We start from the raw sequence: 17,026 nt of genomic DNA, 5'->3' as shown, positions 1-17,026 counted from the left end.
CGCCATGGCATCCACCACCACGATCCGGCCGCGCGCCCTCGTCCGCGCCTCCGGAGGCCCCCGCTACGCCGTCGCCCTGGCCGTGGACGCGCTCGGCACCGGCCTGCTGCGGCCCTTCCTGCTGCTCTACGGGGTGACGGTGCTGAGGCTGTCCGCGCCGGTCACCGGCATCGCCATGACAGCCGGCGTCGTCGTGGGCCTGGTGTGCATGCCCGCGGTCGGCCGGTGGCTGGACCGGGGCGCACGCAGCACGGTCGTGGCCGCGTCGATGCTGGTGCGGGTGCTGGGAGTGGCGCTGCTGCTGGCCGCCCCGGCGGGGCACGTCTGGCTGTTCGCGACGGCGGCGCTCTTCCTCGGCATCGGCAACCAGGCATGGCCGGCCGCCCACGCGGCTCTCGTGGCCACGGTCGCCCACGGCCGCGACCGCGACGCCGCCCTCGCGGCGGGCCGCGCCCTGCGCAACGCGGCTCTGGGCGTGGGCGCCCTGCTCGCCACCGCGTGCCTGGCGGGCGGCGCCGCCGCGTTGCAGGCGCTGGCGGCCGTCACCGGGCTCGCCTATCTTGCCGCGGCGGGCTTGGCGTGGTCGGTGCGCCTGCGTGCGCGGCCGGCCGCCGCTCCGGCCACGGACGTGACCGGCGGGCCCGCGCCCCGGATGCGCGCGCTGCTGGCCGCCAACGTGGTCTACGTCTTCTGCCTCAACGTCCCCGAGATCGCGGTGCCCCTGGTCCTGGTGACGCAGATGCACGCGTCCCCGGTGTGGCCGGCGGCCGTCTTCGTGGCCAACACGGTGCTGGTGGTCACCTTGCAGGTGCCGGTGACCGTCCTGCTGTCCCGCTTCTCGCGGCGGACCGTGCTGGCGTTCGCCGGCGTGCTGCTCGCCGCGTCCTACCTCGGCTTCCTCGCGGCCACCTCCCTGGGGCCCGGCTGGGGTGTCCCGGCCGTCGCCATGGTGTCCGTGGTCTGCACCATCGGCGAGATCGTCTACGCCGGCAGCGCGACGGCGCTCGTCACCGCCCTCGCGCCGGCCCCTCTTCTGGGACGCGCCCTCGCCCGCTTCCAGCTCTCCACGGGCTTCGGCCTCGCCGTCTCCCCGGCGGTCATCACCGCCCTCGCCGCCCACGGACCGGCCGCCCTCTGGGGCACCCTCTCCACCGCGACCCTCCTGTCCGCCTCCGCCGTCGCCGACCGCCGTGTTCGCCGTCGGCGCAGGGGGGCTACACAGCGGGGCAATAACCTGTACAGTCAGTAGGGAATGTGGACTATGACCGCGGGCCGCGGCACGTGACAGGAGGACGTCCCCCATGAGCGTCACCGACCAGCTGATCGCCAACTCCGAACGCTACGCCGCCGCCTTCGACTCCGGCGACCTGCCGCTGCCGCCCGCCCGGGGTGTGGCCGTGCTTGCCTGCATGGACGCCCGGCTCAACGTCTACGGCCTGCTCGGCCTGCGCGAGGGCGACGCGCACGTGATCCGCAACGCCGGCGGCGTCGTCACCGCCGGCGAACGTCGCAGCCTGGCCATCAGCCAGCGCCTTCTGGGCACCCGCGAGATCATCCTCATCCACCACACCGACTGCGGCATGCTCACCTTCACCGACGACGGCTTCAAGCACGACATCTACCAGGAGGTCGGCGTCAAGCCCGACTGGTCCGCCGAGGCGTTCCAGGACCTGGAGGCGGACGTGCGCCAGTCGGCCAGGCGCATCCAGGCCGACCCGTTCATCCCGCACAAGGACTCCGTCCGCGGGTTCGTCTACGACGTCGCCACGGGCCGGCTGAACGAGGTCAAGCTGGACGCCGGCCCGCAGGGCTCGTCCGACTGATCGGGTGCGGATCCGGCGTGCCTCGCCGGGTCCCGCGGCTGTGCGCCCGTCGGACGTCCGCGGCCCGGTTAATCCGCGGCCCGGTTAATCGGTGGCGGGCGGGGCGGTCGCCGGGTTGACTGCACGGGTGACCGCGTTGCCCGTGCCCGCCGACCTGGCCCACCTCGTGTCCGGGAGCTGGGTGCTGGCCGGCGACACCGTGCCGCGAGGGTTGCCCTACCCCGCCGTCGACCTGCTCGTCATGCCCGACGGAGAGTGCCGGCTGGCCGGTCCGGAGACGCGCGTCCGGCAGGGACGGCTGCCCGGGGGCGGGCCCCTGGTCGGCGTGCGGCTGCGCCCGGGAACGGTGACCGGGCTGTTCGGGGTGGCGGCCGACGAGGTGCCACTGGCCGGGGCACCCATCGACGTCGGACGGCCGGTGGGAGCGGTGGGCGAACGGCTGGCCGGGGCGCTGGCCCTGGTACGGGCGCGCGCCGGCCGATGCCGGGTCGACGAGCGGGTGCGCGTCGTGCTGACGGCGATGCACGCGGCGCCAGGTGCGCCCGTGGAGCAGCATGCCGCCCGGGCCGGGCTGTCCGAGCGGCAACTGCGGCGGCGGTTCGGGGTGGCGGTCGGGCTGCGGCCCAAGTCCTACGCGCGGGTGGTGCGGCTGCACCACGCGCTCGCCGCCGCGCGCGCCGCGCTGGCCAGGGGCGAGCGCCCCGACTGGGCGGCCATCGCCGTGCGCAGCGGCTGCTACGACCAGTCGCACCTCCTGGCCGAGTTCCGGCACGCGGTGGGCGCACCGCCGACCACGCTCCTGCCCGGTGGCCGTTTTCTCCAAGCCTCGGCCGGCCGGGGGCCAACACACTCGACGCATGACCGATGACGTCGTCAAGGAGATCCTCGACTGGTACCGGCGGACCGCACAGGACGGTCTGGCCGGGGACGGGGTGCGTTTCGCCGAACCGTCGCAGAGCTGGCTGGTGCACGGCTACCCCGAGGTGAAGCAGGTGCTCACCGACCACCGGACGTTCTCGTCCGACGAACTGCGCCACAGCGCGCAACCCCCGCCGCACCGGGACAACCCGCTGCTCGGCAGTCTGTCGGCGATCGACCCGCCCCGGCACCACCTGCTGCGCCGGCTGGTCAGCCGGGCCTTCACGCCCCGCGCGATCCAGTCGTTGCTGCCCTCGATCACCGACACCGTACGGACGCAACTGGCCGGCGTGGACGGCGAGCTGGACGTGATCGGCCGGCTCGGTCACCCGTTGCCCGTGCGCACCATCGCCGCGCTGCTCGGCGTGGAACCGGACCGGCAACCGGACTTCGTGCGCTGGACCGAGGCCATCACCTCCTTCGCCGGCGCGTTCAGTGAGGACCCGGCGCGCCGGGCCGCGTTCCGCGCCGCGCACGCCGAACTGGCCGCGTACTTCGGCCAGGTGTTCGCCGAGCACCGCGCCCGCCCCCGGGGCGACGTGATCGGCGCCCTGCTGGCCGCCGAACCGGACGGCAGCCGGCTCTCCGACGAGGAACTGCTCGACTTCTGCACGCTGCTGCTCGTCAACGGCCACGAGACGACCAGGACCCTGCTGGTCAACACCGTGTTGTGCCTGGCGGCCCACCCGGAGGCGCCGGCCCGGCTGCGCGCCGCCCCTTGGCTGGTGCCCGCCGCCGTCGAGGAGGTGCTGCGGTTCCTGCCCCCGATCGGCGGCACCGACCGCTTCACCACCGGCCCGGCCGCCATCGCCGGGCACCCCGTCGAGGCCGGTCGGCGGGTGGTCGCCATGGTGCTCTCGGCCAACCGGGATCCCCGGGTGTTCGCCGAGCCGCAGGAGTTCCGGCTCGACCGGACGTCCGACGAGCACCTCTCCTTCGGCCACGGTGTGCACTTCTGCCTCGGCGCGCACCTGGCCCGGCACGAGGTCGCGATCGCGGTGCACGCACTGCTGCACCGCTTCCCCGGTCCGTGGTCGCTGAGCCGGATCGCGACCGAGCGCACCCCGGTCGGCATCGACGTGCTCGATCTGGCGCTGGTCAGCTCGTAGCCGCGGATCGATCCCTGCGGCGGGCCGCGGCGGCCACGTTGACCGGCATCCGGCCGAAGATCAGGCCGTGGAAGGGCGAGATCGCCCACCAGTACAGATGGCCGAGCAGGCCGTGCGGATGAAATATGGCACGTTGCGTGTAGATCGTCCGGCCGCCGGAGCGGGTGACGCCGAGCTCCAGCCAGGCCAGTCCGGGCAGCCGCATCTCGGCGCGCAGCCGCAGCAGCCGTCCGGGCAGCACCTCCTCCACCCGCCAGAAGTCGATCGAGTCGCCCACCCGCAGCCGGGCCGGATCGCGCCGGCCGCGCCGCAGCCCCACCCCGCCCACCAGCCGGTCGGCCAGGCCCCGCAACTGCCACGCCACCGGCAACGAGTACCAGCCGTTACGGCCGCCGATGCCCTCGATCACCTGCCACAACGCCTCCGGACTGGCCTGCACGGCCAGGCTGCGGTCGTCCACGAAGAGGCTGCCGCCCGCCCAGTCGGGATCGGTGGGCAGCGGATCGCTCGGCGCGCCCGGCGTGGACGCCGAGGACCAGCGCGTGGCGACGTCGGCCTCCTTGATCTTCATCAGCGCCAGCGACACCGCCCGCCGGAAGCCGACCAGCCCGCCCTCGGGGTCGGGTACGTGGCGGGCGATGTCGTGCTCGCCGCACACGGCCTCGTTGCGCAGCGACTCCACCAGCGGGCGCGCGATGCTCGCGGGGACGGGCGTGACCAGCCCCACCCACAGGCTCGACAGCCGGGGGGTGAGCAGCGGCACCGGGATGATCAACCTCGGCGGCAGCCCGGCCACCTCGGCATAGCCGTGCATCATGTCGGCATATGTGAGGACATCAGGGCCGCCGATGTCGAACCCACGGTTGACCGTTCCCGGCGCATCCGCCCACGCCACCAGGTAGCGCAGCACGTCCCGCACCGCGATCGGCTGCGTCCGGCTGCGCACCCAGCGCGGCGTCGTCATCACCGGCAACCGCTCGGTCAGGTAACGCAGCATCTCGAACGAGGCCGACCCCGATCCGATGATCACCGCGGCCCGCAGCACCACCGCCGGGACCGCGCCGCGCAGGAAGATCTCCCCCACCTCGGCCCGCGACGACAGGTGCGGCGAGAGTCGCTCGTCCGCCGTCAACCCGCCCAGATAGACGATCCGGCGCACGCCCGCCTCGGCCGCCGCGGCCGCGAACGTGCGCGCCGCCAGCCGGTCCCGCTCGGCGAACCGGCCGCTCGTCCCCATCGCGTGGATCAGGTAGTACGCGACGTCCACGCCGTCCAGCGCCCGGCGCGTGCGCTCGGCGTCGGTGGCGTCGGCCTCGACGGCCTCGACGCGGTCGGCCCACGGCAGATCGCGCAGGCGCCCGGCCGAGCGCACCATGCACCGCACGTCATGACCGGCGGCCAGCAGCTCAGGCGCCAGCCGCCCGCCGATGTACCCCGTCGCCCCGGTCACCAGGCACAATGCCATGCCCACGCACCTTCCCCGTTCCCCGGGCCTCATGCCGGAGCGGGCCGGTCATCGTCACGTCCACCAGCACTGCCGCCGCGCGCGTGCGGGCGCGGCCGGCGGGGCATCTGTGAGGCATGGCTGAGGTGCACGGTCGCGGCAGGCCGCGGGGGGCCGTGAAGGGACCGTCGATGGACACGGTGATCGTCCTGCTCAACAGGGACCTGCGGGTGCACGACCACCCGGCCCTGACGGCCGCCTGCGAGCGCGCCCGCGCCGTGCTCCCCCTGTTCGTGCTGGACGAGACCGTTCCCGCCGGCCGCCGCCGCGGCTTCCTGCTGGAGTGCCTGGCCGACCTGCGGGCGTCCTTGCGGGCGCGCGGCGGCGACCTGCTCGTACGGCACGGCGACGTCGTGACCGAGACCATGAGGCTCGTCCAGGAAACCGGAGCCGAGGCGGTCTTCGCCAGTGCCGACGTCAGCCTGCTGGCCAGGCGCAGGCAGGACCGGCTGGCTCGTGAACGCATCGCGTACGAGCTCTTCCCGGGGGTCACGGTGGTGCCGCCCGGCACGCTCACCCCGTCCGGGGGCGGGGATCACTACCGGGTCTTCACGCCGTACTGGCGTGCCTGGAGCCGGCACCGGCACCGTCCCCTGCTCGCGGCCCCCGACCATGTGCCGACGCCCCGCGACCTCGACGCCGGGCGGCTGCCGGGCCCGGCCCGGCCGGAACCCGTGCCCGGCGGCGAGACCGCCGCACGCGACCGCGCCCGCCGGTGGATCCGCCGCGCCCTGCCGGGGTACGCCGACGGCCACGACGACCTGGCCGGCGACCGCACCTCCCGGCTGAGCCCGTACCTGAGGTTCGGCTGCCTGTCGCCGCTGGAACTGGCCCGCCTGGCCGCGGGCAGCGAGCCGTTCGTCCGCCAGCTGTGCTGGCGCGACTTCCACCACCAGGTCGCCCACGCCTTCCCGCGGATCAACCGGGATGACTACCGCCCCCGCGGCCACCGCTGGCGCGACGACGAGGACGCGCTGCAGGCCTGGCGGGAGGGCATGACCGGGCTGCCCATCGTGGACGCCGGCATGCGCCAGCTCCTGGCCGAGGGCTGGATGCACAACCGGGCCCGCCTCATCGTCGCCTCCTACCTGGTCAAGGTCCTCGGGATCGACTGGCGGGCCGGCGCCCGGCACTTCTTCGAGCACCTCCTCGACGGCGACGTGGCCAACAACTCGGGCAACTGGCAGTGGATCGCCGGCACCGGCAACGACACGCGTCCCAACCGCGCCTTCAACCCGCTGCGCCAGGCCCAGCGGTACGACCCGGCGGGCGACTACGTGCGCCGCCACGTGCCCGAGCTCGCCGGCGTGCCCGCCGCCCACGTGCACCAGCCGTGGCTGCTGGGCACTCCCCCGGCCGGGTACCCACGTCCGATGCTCTGACCGGCGACGTCCGGATCAGCCGTCAAGGGCGGCGGCGGTCGCGGCTCCGGGCACCACCGGCACGATCTCGAACTCGACGAGGTCCGACCACTCGGCGACCCAGCGTTGCAGGAGTGCGATGTCGTCACATTCCATGAGCTGGAAGCAGCGGCTCAGGTCGGCCGTCACCCAGCTGGAGACGAACACCAGACCTTCGCCGGTCATCCGGCCCTTCTCCCGGAACCGCCGGTAGACGGCCTTGGCGTCCTGGCCGCGGAAGCGTTCGATCACCATGAACAGCATCAGTCCTCCGACGGCTCCCCGTCCGGGGCGGGCCGGAAGCCGGAGCACAGGATACGCAGCCAGGCGATGCGCTCGCCGGCGACGCCGTAGTAGACCTGCTGTTCGACCAGGTAACGGGTGGCGCCGGTACGCACCTGGAGGCGGTAGGCGAGATGGTTCCGGTCGCCCACGCGGCCGGTGGCGACGTGCAGGAGACGTTCGATGTCGTCGCCGGGTTCGAACCACTGGCCGAGGATGATCCGGTCCACGACCTCGCCGGGGTCGTCGGCGTCCCAGTGGGCTCCGGGGGTGAGCGCCTTGAAGTCGACCGGGTCGCCGAGCAGGGCGTGCAGCGTGTCGCGGTCCTTGGCGGCCAGCGCCCGCGCGAACGCCGCTCCGAGCGCGTCCCCGTTCACCGGCGTTCCTCCGCCGCCTGGAGGGTCACGGGACGGCCGTGCTCCTTCCAGGCGTTGAGCCCTCCGTCGAGGTGGGCGACGTCGGCGTAGCCGAGTTCCCGCAGCGCCAGGGCGGCGAGCGCGGAACGACCGCCCGACGCGCAGTACAGGATGGTCGTGGCGGCGGGATCGAACTCGGGCCGATGGTGGGGACTGGCCGGATCGGCCCAGAACTCCAGCATGCCGCGCGGCGCGAGGACCGCGCCGGGAACCCTGCCGTCGCGGGCCACCTCGCCCGGTTCGCGCAGGTCGATCAGGGTCACCGTGCCCGATTCCAGGGCCTCGGCCACCTCTGCGACCGACAGGTTGCGTATCCGTGCGCGAGCGTGCGCGATCATTTCGGTGACGGAGCTTGCCATGCGCGGGTCCTTTCAGGAGGCTTCCGTCATCACACCTCATGCTCGAAGCCGGCACATCCGTGCTCAGTACGGAGCTTTTCTGGGGGATGATTCGCGTCATGAAGGACGCCGCGCTGCCGGAGGCGTTACGGTCCGCCGGGGTCACCAGGCGGGAGGCGGAGGTCTTCTGGCTGGTCGGTGACCGGCTGGCGAACCGGGAGATCGCCGACCGGCTCAGGCTGTCCGAGCGGACCGTGGAGAGCCATGTGTCGTCCCTGCTGCGCAAGCTCGGCCACCCGGCCAGGCGGGACCTGGTCGAGGGCGCGGCGCGGCTCCGGCGCCGGGCGCACGCCCTGCCCAGGCCGTTGTCGTCGTTCGTCGGCAGGGAGCGTGAGCTTCGCGACCTGGCCGGGCTGGTCGCCGGCGGCCGCATGGTGACCCTGACGGGGCCCGCGGGCATCGGCAAGACGCGCCTCGCCCTGCGCCTGGCCCACGAGGCGGCCGGATCGGCTCCCGCGGTCCTGGTCGATCTGGCCTCGGCCGCGCCCGGCAGGCCGGTCGAGCGGGCGTTCGCCGACGCGCTCGGGGCGGGCGGCGACGGCAGGGACCTCGGCCCGCAGATCGTCGCCGCGGTCCGGGCGCGCCCGTGCTGGCTGCTGGTCGACAACTGCGAGCACGTCGCCGACGCCGTCGCGGCCCTGCTGGCCGGGCTGCTGGCGGCGACCGGCGGGCTGCGCGTGCTGGCGACCAGCCATGGGCCGCTGCGGGTGAGCGGCGAGGTCGTCTACCAGGTGCCGCCGCTGCCGGTGCCCGGCGAGGGCGCCGAGCCCGGCGAGATCCTGGACTGCGCCGCCGTCCGGCTGTTCACCGACCGCGCGGCCGCCGTCGTGCCCGGCCTCGCCGTCACGCCGGCCGACGCGGCGGTGGTCGCGACGATCTGCCGCCGCCTCGACGGCTTGCCGCTGGCCATCGAACTGGCCGCCGCGCGCACCCGGTTCGCCTCGCCCGGCGAGCTGCTGCGCCTGCTCGACGACCGGTTCGCGCTGCTGACCGACGCGCCGCGGCCCAACCGCCACCGCACCCTGGAGGAGGCCCTGCGGTGGAGCTACGACCTGCTGGACGGCGACGAGCGTCTCCTGCTGGACCGCTGCTCGGTGTTCCCGGGCGAGTTCGACTACGACACCGCGACGCTGGTGCTGGCCGCGCCGCCGCTCACCGGCGCCGGTCTCACCCGGCTCTTCCCCCGCCTGCTGGACCGTTCGTTGATCTCCGCCCGGCGCCAGGGCGGGGAGACGCGGTACCGCCTGCTCGACAGCGTCCGCCAGTTCGCCGGCAACAGGCTGGCCGAACGGCAGGAGTACGAGGAGATCCACGACCGCCACGCCCGCCACCATCTGACGCACGCCGTGTCGCTCGCCCCCGCGTTGCGCGGCCAGAACCAGCCGGCGGCCCTGCGCTGGTTCGCCGACCGCTGGACCGACCTGCGGACGGCCATGGGACGCGCCCTCGACTCCGGCGACACCGCCGCGGCCTGGGGCCTGCTCACCGGCATCGGCACCGGATGGGAGATCCTCGGGGCCCGCGGCGAGCTGTTCACCTGGGTGAACGCGCTGCTCGACCGTCCGCTCCCGGACGGCTCCGCCGGGGTCCGCGCCGCGATCACGTCCTGCCTGCTGCTCTGCTACCAGGACACCGACAGGGCGCTGGAGCTGGCCCGCCGGGCGGCGGAGCACGCGGCGACCGAGGAGGAGCAGGCGTCGGCCGCCCTGGCGGCCGGCCAGGTGGCGCTCTACCGGCGCGGGCACGCCGAGGCGGCCCGGGCGCTCGACGGCGCGGCCGCGGTGTTCGGACGGCTGGGCGACGACTGGCATCACGCGCTGGCGTTGTCCGTGCTCGGGAGCATGGCGGGCGACACCGCGACCGCGGTGGACCGGCTCCGCGCCGCGGCGGCCCTGTTCGGCCGCCTGGGCGACCACGTGAAACGCGCCAACTGCCTCAACCACCTCGCGGGCCGCCTGATCCGCGACGAGGTCCGCCTGGCCGAGGCCGAGACCTGCCTGAACGAGGCGCTCGACCTCGCCCTGAGCACCGGAAGCGACCACGAACGCCTGCACGCCCAGCTCCACCGGGCCCGCCTCACCCAGCACGGCGACGACCAGGAGGCGGCGACGGCGCTGCTCACCGAGCTCCTGCCGGAGTTCCACCGCATCGGAGACCTTCGCTGCGCGACCTACTGCCGTCTGGGGCTCGGCCGCGCGGCCGCCTCGCGCGGCGACCACCGGCGTGCGCGACGCCATCTGCTCAAGGGCGCCGGCACCGCGATCTCCCTCAACGACCACAACCTGATCGCCGCCGGCCTGCGGCTGCTGGCCGAGATCGAACACGCCGCCGCACTCACCGCCGGCCGTGGCACGCCACCCGCCGAACTGCTCGAAGCCCTCAAGGCCGCGGACGCGGGACCCGGGTGAGCGCCGGGCGTCGTCGTCCGGCCGCGGCCGCCGGCTTCACCTGGAACGCCTGGCGGCTCAGAACGCGTCGAGCAGCAGGCGCACGTCGGCGGCCTCCGGCAGCGAGAGCCGGTCGAAGACGTGCAGGGCCTCCTGCAGGCAGGCCCGCGACCGTCCCGGCTGGCCCCGCTCGCGCAGCGCCCGGCCGAGCACGGTCAGCGCCATCCCCCGCCCCCACTCGTCGCCCACCTCCGTGAGGATCGCGAGCGCGTCCTCGGCGTAGTCGAGCGCCTGCTCGGGCGCGCTCCCGGCCAGGTGCGTCTCGGCTATCCGGAAGAGCACCGCCCCCTCCCACGTCCGCTGCCTGAGCCTGCGGTACTCGGTGAGCGCGAGCTCCAGCTTGACCAGGGCCTCGCTCGGATGGCCCGCTTCGCGCAGCACGATTCCCAGCTGATAGGCCGCGCTCGGGTCCGGCCGGCCACCGCCGAGGTCCAGGGAGATCTGCTCGGCCTCCCGCGCCGCGGCGATCGCCTCGCTCACCCGGCCGAGGTCGATCAGCGCCCGTGCCAGATTCCCCAGTCCGAGCGCCAGGTCGGCCTTGTCGTCCAGTGAGCGCCACACATCGACGGCCTGGACGTACCAGTCGACGGCCTCGGTCAGCTGCCGCCTGCTCATCGCGCTCAGCGCGAGGAGGTTCAGCGACTCGGCATAGGTGTCCAGGTCGCCCTGCCGGCGGCTGAGGTCGCGGCTGGCCAGGCCGTCCTCGGCGGCGGCGTCCAGACGGCTCCTGCTCACCAGGGTCAGCCCGCGCAGGCAGCGGGCCTGTGCTTCCAGGGCTCTGTCGGCCGACTCGACGGCTGCCGACACGACCAGGTCGCCGAGCCGTTCGTAGCGCGCGGGGTCCGACTCGTACCCGAGCGCGTCCGCCGCCATGTCCAGCAGCTGCACGACCTGGGACACGGAGGTGCCGGTCGTCCGCGCGGCCTGCTCGACGCACCCGAGCAGGCCCTGCTCCTCCTGGTCGATCCACTCGACCGCGGCCGGCGCGCCGGCGAAGTACAGCCCGGCCAGGCGGGTTCGCACCTTGGCGGGCCGGCGGTCGCCGGGATACAGCAGCCGGAACGCCGAGGCGACGGACGCCAGGTAGAAGTCGAGCAACCGGCCGAGCGCCGACCGCCGTACCCCGTGATCCTCGGACCGGGAACGGGCATAGATCTTGAGCAGGTCATGGAAGCGGTAGCGCCCGGGTGACGGCGACTCCAGCATGCTGACGTCCACCAGCCCCTCGCACACCGCCTCGGCCTCGTCCTCGGGCAGGTCGAGCAGCGCGGATGCCGCCGGCAACGAGACACCGGCGGCATCCGGCACGGCGAGCAGCCGGAAGGCCCGCGCGTGCGCGGCGTCGAGCTGCTCGTAGCCCAGCGAGAAGGTGGCCTCGATGGCCAGGTCGCCGGCCCGCAGCTCGGCCAGCCGGCGGCGTTCGTCCGCCAGCCGGTCGCGCATGGTGGCGACGCTCCAGTTGGGCCTGGCCGCCAGCCTGGCGGCGGCGATCCTGATCGCCAGGGGGAGGAAGCCGCAGGCCCCGACGAGGTCCAGTGCGGCGCCGCGCTCGACGGCCACGCGGTGCTCGCCCACGATCCTGGTGAACAGCGCCAGCGCCTCGACGGGGCCGAGGACCTCAAGATCCACCTGGCGGGCGCCGGTGAGCCCGGTCAGCCTGGCGCGGCTGGTGACGAGCACGCCGCAGCGTGGCGAGCCGGGCAGCAACGGCCGCACCTGGCCGACGTCGCACGCGTTGTCCAGGACCACGAGCATGCGCCGATCGGCGAGCACGGAACGGTACAGCGCGGCGCGTTCCGCCAGTTCCTCCGGCGGGTCGTCCTGCCCCAGCGCCCGCAGGAACGAGCCGAGAACCGCGGTGGGCTCGGCCGGCGTGGCTCCGGCGCCACGCAGGTCGACGAAGAGCTGCCCGTCCGGATAGTCGCCGGCCAGCCGGTGGGCGACGTGAACGGCCAGGGTCGTCTTGCCCACTCCCCCCACGCCGGCGACGGCCGAGATCACCAGGGCCGAGCTGTCGTCGGCGCGCAGCGCGGCCGCGATCGCCTCGACCTCCTTCTCCCTGCCGGTGAAGTCGGCGACGTCGGCGGGCAGTTGCCTGGGCGGGCGCCTCGGCCCCGCCAGGTGCGCCGCGGGCCGTGCCGTCCGGCCGAGTGCCGGGTCGGCGCTGATGATCTGCTGGTAGAGCTCGGCCAGCTCCCGGGACGGATCCACGCCCAGCTCGTCGGCGAGCAGCCGGCGCGTGTCCAGGTAGACGCCGATCGCCTCCGCCTGGCGGCCCGACCGATAGAGCGCCAGCATCAGCAGCGCCCGAAGCCGCTCCCTGGTCGGGTGGCTCGCGCACAGCGCGGTCAGCTCGGAGATGACCTCCGCGTGGCGGCCGTTCCCGAGGTCCTGGTCGAGGCGGCGTTCGAGGATGGTCAACTGCCGCTCGGCCAGCCGGACCCGCTGGGCCTGGGCGTAGAAGCCCTCAAGCCCGGCCAGCGGCTCGCCCTGCCAGAGCGCCAGCGCCTCGGCGTACCGCATCTCGCCGTGGAGTCGCTCCACCTCCGCGACGTCACGCAGGCCGCCGTGCAGTGCGTAGCCGTCCCCGATGGAGAACACGACACCGTCGCCGAGCACGCGGCGGAGCCGTGAGACGTAGGTGCGCAGCGTGCTGAGCGCGGTGCGCGGCTGTCGCCTGCCCCAGACCGCGTCCACGAGCTGGTCGTTGCCGACCGCCCGGCCTCCGGCCAGCAGAAGCATGGCCAGGACCAGGCGCTGCTGCGGCGAGCCCAGATCCAGCTCCTGGTCGCCGCGCCAGGCGCGCACCGGGCCCAGCAGGGAGAATCTCAGGTCCTGCGCCATGTCGTCCGCTCCTCCGTCAGTCCGCTGTCAGTCCTCGGAGAGGACGATCACTCTGTCGCCCGGCCGGAACGCCAGCGGGGCTGATTTGTCGGGGTTGAGGGTGACTCCGTGCTGACGCGCCTGACCGGCGGAGGCCGTCAGGCGGTAGCCGATCGCGGTCTCGCCGCGCCGCCTGGCCGCCTCGATCACGGTGCCGAACGTGGCGGTGGCGCCCGGGACGATGTAGTCGCTCGCCGGCTTGAGATAGATCTCCGAGCCCTCGTGGGAGAAGAGCTGGTCGAAGACCCGGCCCAGGTGCCGGTTCTCGGCGAGCTGGGTGAGCAGCAGGCTGACCAGCTTGCCGCTGACCACGAAGTCGTCGGCCTCGGCGATCTCGGCGAGCTTCCTGTTGCGCTCGTCGTTCATCTCGCTGACGATCGCCACGCCGGTCCGCATGTCCCGCAGGTGCAGCAGGGTCACCAGGGTCCTGGCGTCGGCCTTCTGAGCGTCGTAGGCGCCGTCGGAGAGCACGATCGCGTGGTCGTAGCCGCCGATGCCGAGCGACTCCAGCGCGGTGCGGCTGGTGACGTCGACCTCCTTGGCGGAGACGAGCACACCGGGTGGCAGGGGCTGGTCGGCCAGGCCGGGCCCGGCGAGATGGACCTCGGAACCGGTCAGCAGGTAGGGCGCCAGGTCACGCAGGATCCTGGACCGCCGGTGGTTCGAACCCATGATCAACGTCCTGGTCGGCTCCCGCCGCGGTGCGCCGGGACGGGCGATCGCCTCCTGGCGCACCACGGCCGGCGCCGCCGCCAGGCGGATGGCCGAGTCGTCGGGGGCGATGAGGATGAGCTCATCGCCGTGCCTGATCACGCTCTGGCTCGGCGGGTTGAGCACCACGGAGCCGTCGCCGTGGCGCAGGCCGATCGGCGCCGCGCTGGCGTAGGCGAACAGCGCCTCGCCGTACATCCTGCCGACGAGGGCGGGCTCGGCCTGGATGTAGATCTCCTCGCCGTCGAAGTCCAGCAGGTCGCTGTAGACGGTGGACAGTCCGGGCTGACGGCACGACTGCGCGACCAGGCGGGCGCCGAGGTCCTGCGAGTCGACGATCTCGACGTGCGCCCCGCCCGCGAGCCGGGCGGCGGGCAGATTGCCGCTCTCGGTCACGGCGGCCACGGTCGGCGGCCGCGTCCCGGCCCAGGGACGGTTGCCCAGCGCGAGCAGGATCTTGATCAGCTCGGCGTCGTCGGTGGGCAGCACCAGGATCGAGTGAGCCGTGTCCGGGCTCACCAGATCCAGGGCCGTCGGCTCCGCCGGATCGCCGCTGCGCGCAACGATCCGGGTACGCCCCACGTCACCGAGCCGGTCGCGTAACTCTTCCTCCATCTCGACCTTGTCCCGGTCCGCCAGGACGGCCACGACCGGGCGCTTCTCGCTCTCCTTGGCCTTGACCAGCTCGGAGACGATCGCGAAGACCTCCTCCGACCAGCCGAGGACGACGCTGTGCCCGCTCTCCACCACGCGGGACCGGCCCTTGCGCAGGTTCTCCAGCTTCGCGTCCAGGCCTGCGGTGAGCACGCCGACCAGGGCGCTGACGATGAAGATCCCGCCGATGGTGACGAAGAGCATCATGAGGACGAAGAAGGGGCTGCCCTCGTCGCCGCCCATGGTGCCCGGATCGAGGGTGCGGAGCAGGCTCATCCAGGCGACGTTCCACCAGGGCCCGTTCTCCCCCGCGACGGGCGCGGCGATCACGGTGACGACGCCGACGAGCACCAGCGACGCCACCGCCAGCCAGCCGATCAGGGCGGGCGTGCCCTTGGACATCGTGTTGTCGAACCAGTAGCGCAGTCGCTCACGGGACACGGTCACTGCTCCCCGGTTCCGGGATCCTGCGCCTCCAGGGCGTAGCCGCAGGCCTTGACCTCGCCGGTCTCGGGATCGGCGAAGTCCGGGTCGAACTCGATCCTGCCCAGCGTGGTGCCCTCGATGGAGCGGCGGAAGGTCTCCTGCCTGCCGCAGTCGTAGAGCACGTAGGCGCCCTCCTTCTCACCCAGGAGCAGGAACCTCTCGTCCGGGTTGTCCTTGTTCAGCGGCTTGCCGTCGCCGTCGCCCACGGTGGCCCACTGGTTCTGGAAGCCGACGGTCTGCAGCAGGGCGTTGCCGTTGCCGTTGGCGGCGATGTCGACGGCGCCGTGGACCATCTGGGCGACCAGGATCAACCCCAGCCCGATGCCGAACAGCGCGCCGGTGAGCACCTTCATGCCGGCCCGGCCCGTGTCGCGGCTCCGCATCAGGCGGAACGGCACCAGCAGTCCGAAGACCGCGACGAGCACGACGGCCACCAGGAGCCGGCCGCCGGACAGGTCCCACAGCGTGCCGAAGTAGGCCCAGTAGGCGACGACGGAGACGAGAGCGCCCATCGTGGCCGCGATCCAGGGTTGTTCCCGCAGCCGGCGCGTCAGCCGGCCGACGGATCCGCGGGTGGCCAGGTTGAGCAGCCAGCCCAGCGCGACGAGCAGCCCCACGCCGGGCAGAGCCACCAGGAAGAGCTCGATCAGCGTGCCGATGAGCCGGCCGAAGATCGTCGCCTGGTCGAGGCCGGCCTGCTCGGGGGTGATGCCGAACACCACGTAGACCTGGGCCAGGCCCAGGTACAGCATGGCGTACATGCCCACGGCGACCGGCACGGCGACCGAACCGATCTTCTCGAAGACGTCGAGCACGCCGCCCTTGGCCGTCGCCTGCTCAGGTGCGGGGGCCGCGGGAGGTGCCGGGAGCGGAGGAGCCAGGGTCTGTTCTGGCGGAAATGGCTGATGAGTCATGGGAGGAGAGACTGGGTCGTGCGCCTCTACACCTGGTTGACGGGAGATAAACGTCTTCGTCCACAGGGCGTCCACGCGGGTGGCCGTGCCCGGGTCCGTGCGCGTCCGGCGGGACGGGGAGGCGCCGGCGGGACGGGACACATGAGAACGGCCGGCGGCAGATACGATCTGCCGCCGGCCGTGTGTCCGGATGTGCTGACGTGCCGGGCTCAGCCGGCCCGGCAGGCGGAGTTCAGCGCCGTCGTCCTCGCGTCCGTGCCCTTCTGCGCGGCGTCGATGCCCGCTTCGTCACCTGCGTCGATGGCGGCGTCGGCGGCGTCGAGCGAGGCGGCCATGTCGTTCATGGCCGCCCTGACGGCGCCGTCCGCCTTGCCCGCCTGCTCGGTCAGCACCGACTTGTACGCGGCGTTGATCCCCTTGACCGCCTCCGCGCCCTGCGCGGAGGCGAGTTCCTTCTCCCAGGTCGCGCTGGCCGCCGCCGCCGCGTCGCACGCGTCGGCGGAGGTGGAGCCGCAACCGGTCAGGAACGGTACGGCGGTCATCAGGGCGATGGTCATCACGATCTTCATGGCGCCAGATCCTGCGAGGTCCACCTTGACGGCTGATGAACGCCCCGCTCCACGCGGAGCTCCCGCCGCAGGCGGAGCGGGCGGCGGTGAACGGCGTCGGTCAGGCGGCGCAGGCGGAGTTGAGCTTCGACACGGTGTCACTGGCCTGGACGGTGTACTCGTCGGCCTCCTCCGGCTCGCCGATCGAGGCCAGCTCCTCGTACAGCAAGACGGCCGCGTCCTGGGCCTCCTTGACCTTCTCGTCGACGTTCAGCCCCTTGAGCTTCCGCGCGCTCTCGCTGTAGAGCTGCTTCATCGCCTCAAGGTCCCCGGCCTTGTTCTGCAGCTCGGTCAGCGTGGTCGTCATGACGGCTCGCAGTTCCTTGCACCCCTTGATGTCGGCCACGGCGGCGCTCTCGGCGCCGGAGCCGCAGGCCGCCGCCCCCAGGGTCAGGAAGGCGAGGGCTGAGAGGCTCAGTGCGAGTCTGTGGCTGGTCATGTCTTCTCCTCCGTACTGTCGACATGGGTCACGA

General features: G+C 73.4%; 15 protein-coding genes. 6 read left to right on the top strand and 9 right to left on the bottom strand.

The features are described 5' to 3' along the window. The first annotated feature begins 4 nt into the window (after nt 1–4). From ACFYUV_RS34590 to ACFYUV_RS34575, 4 genes are all read left to right on the top strand, one after another. Nucleotides 5–1,249, top strand: coding sequence for an MFS transporter (locus tag ACFYUV_RS34590; protein ID WP_387676117.1), 1,245 nt, complete (start codon nt 5–7; stop codon nt 1,247–1,249). A gap of 52 nt (nt 1,250–1,301) precedes the next feature. Further along, nucleotides 1,302–1,823: a carbonic anhydrase gene (locus ACFYUV_RS34585; protein ID WP_364338469.1), complete on the top strand. Its 522-nt coding sequence runs from the start codon at nt 1,302–1,304 to the stop codon at nt 1,821–1,823. Nucleotides 1,824–1,950: 127 nt separating this feature from the next. Beyond that, entirely contained in the window at nt 1,951–2,691 is a 741-nt protein-coding gene (locus tag ACFYUV_RS34580) for a helix-turn-helix domain-containing protein (RefSeq protein ID WP_387676113.1), read from the top strand. Then, nucleotides 2,681–3,850, top strand: a complete 1,170-nt coding sequence (locus ACFYUV_RS34575) for a cytochrome P450 (RefSeq protein ID WP_387676110.1) — start codon at nt 2,681–2,683, stop codon at nt 3,848–3,850. The genes ACFYUV_RS34580 and ACFYUV_RS34575 overlap by 11 nt, the downstream gene beginning before the upstream one ends. Here the strand turns inward: ACFYUV_RS34575 and ACFYUV_RS34570 are convergent. Then, nucleotides 3,840–5,315: an SDR family oxidoreductase gene (locus ACFYUV_RS34570; RefSeq protein ID WP_387676107.1), complete on the bottom strand. Its 1,476-nt coding sequence runs from the start codon at nt 5,313–5,315 to the stop codon at nt 3,840–3,842. The genes ACFYUV_RS34575 and ACFYUV_RS34570 overlap by 11 nt on opposite strands. Nucleotides 5,316–5,485: 170 nt before the next feature. Here ACFYUV_RS34570 and ACFYUV_RS34565 point away from each other — a divergent pair, with 170 nt between their 5' ends. Next, nucleotides 5,486–6,736 carry a cryptochrome/photolyase family protein gene (locus ACFYUV_RS34565; RefSeq protein WP_387676105.1) on the top strand — a complete coding sequence of 417 codons (1,251 nt, stop codon included), beginning with the start codon at nt 5,486–5,488 and terminating at the stop codon, nt 6,734–6,736. A 15-nt stretch (nt 6,737–6,751) separates the two neighbouring features. Here the strand turns inward: ACFYUV_RS34565 and ACFYUV_RS34560 are convergent, their stop codons facing one another. From ACFYUV_RS34560 to ACFYUV_RS34550, 3 genes are read right to left on the bottom strand one after another with little or no spacing between them, the layout of a single operon-like run. Further along, on the bottom strand, nt 6,752–7,018 hold the full coding sequence (locus ACFYUV_RS34560; protein ID WP_387676102.1) for a DUF3303 domain-containing protein: 267 nt from the start codon (nt 7,016–7,018) through the stop codon (nt 6,752–6,754). Continuing rightward, nucleotides 7,018–7,413 carry a hypothetical protein gene (locus ACFYUV_RS34555; protein WP_387676099.1) on the bottom strand — a complete coding sequence of 132 codons (396 nt, stop codon included), beginning with the start codon at nt 7,411–7,413 and terminating at the stop codon, nt 7,018–7,020. Before ACFYUV_RS34555 ends, ACFYUV_RS34560 begins: the two co-directional genes overlap by 1 nt. Beyond that, nucleotides 7,410–7,811 (bottom strand): rhodanese-like domain-containing protein, encoded by a 402-nt coding sequence (locus ACFYUV_RS34550; RefSeq protein ID WP_387676096.1) that lies wholly within the window; start codon nt 7,809–7,811, stop codon nt 7,410–7,412. The genes ACFYUV_RS34555 and ACFYUV_RS34550 overlap by 4 nt, the downstream gene beginning before the upstream one ends. A 98-nt stretch (nt 7,812–7,909) precedes the next feature. Between ACFYUV_RS34550 and ACFYUV_RS34545 the strand changes: the two genes are divergently transcribed. Next, nucleotides 7,910–10,258, top strand: a complete 2,349-nt coding sequence (locus ACFYUV_RS34545) for an ATP-binding protein (RefSeq protein WP_387676093.1) — start codon at nt 7,910–7,912, stop codon at nt 10,256–10,258. Nucleotides 10,259–10,315: 57 nt separating this feature from the next. Here ACFYUV_RS34545 and ACFYUV_RS34540 read toward each other — a convergent pair whose 3' ends face one another. The 5 genes from ACFYUV_RS34540 to ACFYUV_RS34520 all read right to left on the bottom strand — a co-directional run bounded on the left by ACFYUV_RS34540 (nt 10,316) and on the right by ACFYUV_RS34520 (nt 16,992). Continuing rightward, nucleotides 10,316–13,141 carry a BTAD domain-containing putative transcriptional regulator gene (locus ACFYUV_RS34540; protein WP_387676090.1) on the bottom strand — a complete coding sequence of 942 codons (2,826 nt, stop codon included), beginning with the start codon at nt 13,139–13,141 and terminating at the stop codon, nt 10,316–10,318. A gap of 27 nt (nt 13,142–13,168) precedes the next feature. Beyond that, nucleotides 13,169–14,986 carry a potassium transporter TrkA gene (locus ACFYUV_RS34535; protein ID WP_387676088.1) on the bottom strand — a complete coding sequence of 606 codons (1,818 nt, stop codon included), beginning with the start codon at nt 14,984–14,986 and terminating at the stop codon, nt 13,169–13,171. A gap of 2 nt (nt 14,987–14,988) precedes the next feature. Next, nucleotides 14,989–15,945: a hypothetical protein gene (locus ACFYUV_RS34530; RefSeq protein ID WP_387676086.1), complete on the bottom strand. Its 957-nt coding sequence runs from the start codon at nt 15,943–15,945 to the stop codon at nt 14,989–14,991. Nucleotides 15,946–16,154: 209 nt separating this feature from the next. Next, nucleotides 16,155–16,514: a hypothetical protein gene (locus ACFYUV_RS34525; RefSeq protein ID WP_387676083.1), complete on the bottom strand. Its 360-nt coding sequence runs from the start codon at nt 16,512–16,514 to the stop codon at nt 16,155–16,157. Nucleotides 16,515–16,614: 100 nt separating this feature from the next. Further along, a complete protein-coding gene (locus tag ACFYUV_RS34520) occupies nt 16,615–16,992 on the bottom strand; it encodes a hypothetical protein (protein ID WP_387676080.1) in 378 nt (125 codons plus the stop codon). Nucleotides 16,993–17,026: the final 34 nt, after the last annotated feature.

Source organism: Nonomuraea sp. NPDC003560 (assembly GCF_042878785.1).
Taxonomy (GTDB): Bacteria; Actinomycetota; Actinomycetes; order Streptosporangiales; family Streptosporangiaceae; genus Nonomuraea.
This window is presented reverse-complemented; position numbering and strand designations above follow the sequence as displayed.

Excerpts from the sequence above, each read along its gene's own strand:
- ACFYUV_RS34550 (WP_387676096.1), bottom strand. The coding sequence starts at position 7,811 with ATGGCAAGCTCCGTCACCGAAATGATCGCGCACGCTCGCGCACGGATA.
- ACFYUV_RS34575 (WP_387676110.1), top strand. The coding sequence starts at position 2,681 with ATGACCGATGACGTCGTCAAGGAGATCCTCGACTGGTACCGGCGGACC.
- ACFYUV_RS34565 (WP_387676105.1), top strand. The coding sequence starts at position 5,486 with ATGGACACGGTGATCGTCCTGCTCAACAGGGACCTGCGGGTGCACGAC.
- ACFYUV_RS34520 (WP_387676080.1), bottom strand. The coding sequence starts at position 16,992 with ATGACCAGCCACAGACTCGCACTGAGCCTCTCAGCCCTCGCCTTCCTG.
- ACFYUV_RS34590 (WP_387676117.1), top strand. The coding sequence starts at position 5 with ATGGCATCCACCACCACGATCCGGCCGCGCGCCCTCGTCCGCGCCTCC.
- ACFYUV_RS34530 (WP_387676086.1), bottom strand. The coding sequence starts at position 15,945 with ATGACTCATCAGCCATTTCCGCCAGAACAGACCCTGGCTCCTCCGCTC.
- ACFYUV_RS34545 (WP_387676093.1), top strand. The coding sequence starts at position 7,910 with ATGAAGGACGCCGCGCTGCCGGAGGCGTTACGGTCCGCCGGGGTCACC.
- ACFYUV_RS34540 (WP_387676090.1), bottom strand. The coding sequence starts at position 13,141 with ATGGCGCAGGACCTGAGATTCTCCCTGCTGGGCCCGGTGCGCGCCTGG.
- ACFYUV_RS34570 (WP_387676107.1), bottom strand. The coding sequence starts at position 5,315 with ATGGCATTGTGCCTGGTGACCGGGGCGACGGGGTACATCGGCGGGCGG.
- ACFYUV_RS34560 (WP_387676102.1), bottom strand. The coding sequence starts at position 7,018 with ATGCTGTTCATGGTGATCGAACGCTTCCGCGGCCAGGACGCCAAGGCC.
- ACFYUV_RS34525 (WP_387676083.1), bottom strand. The coding sequence starts at position 16,514 with ATGAAGATCGTGATGACCATCGCCCTGATGACCGCCGTACCGTTCCTG.
- ACFYUV_RS34585 (WP_364338469.1), top strand. The coding sequence starts at position 1,302 with ATGAGCGTCACCGACCAGCTGATCGCCAACTCCGAACGCTACGCCGCC.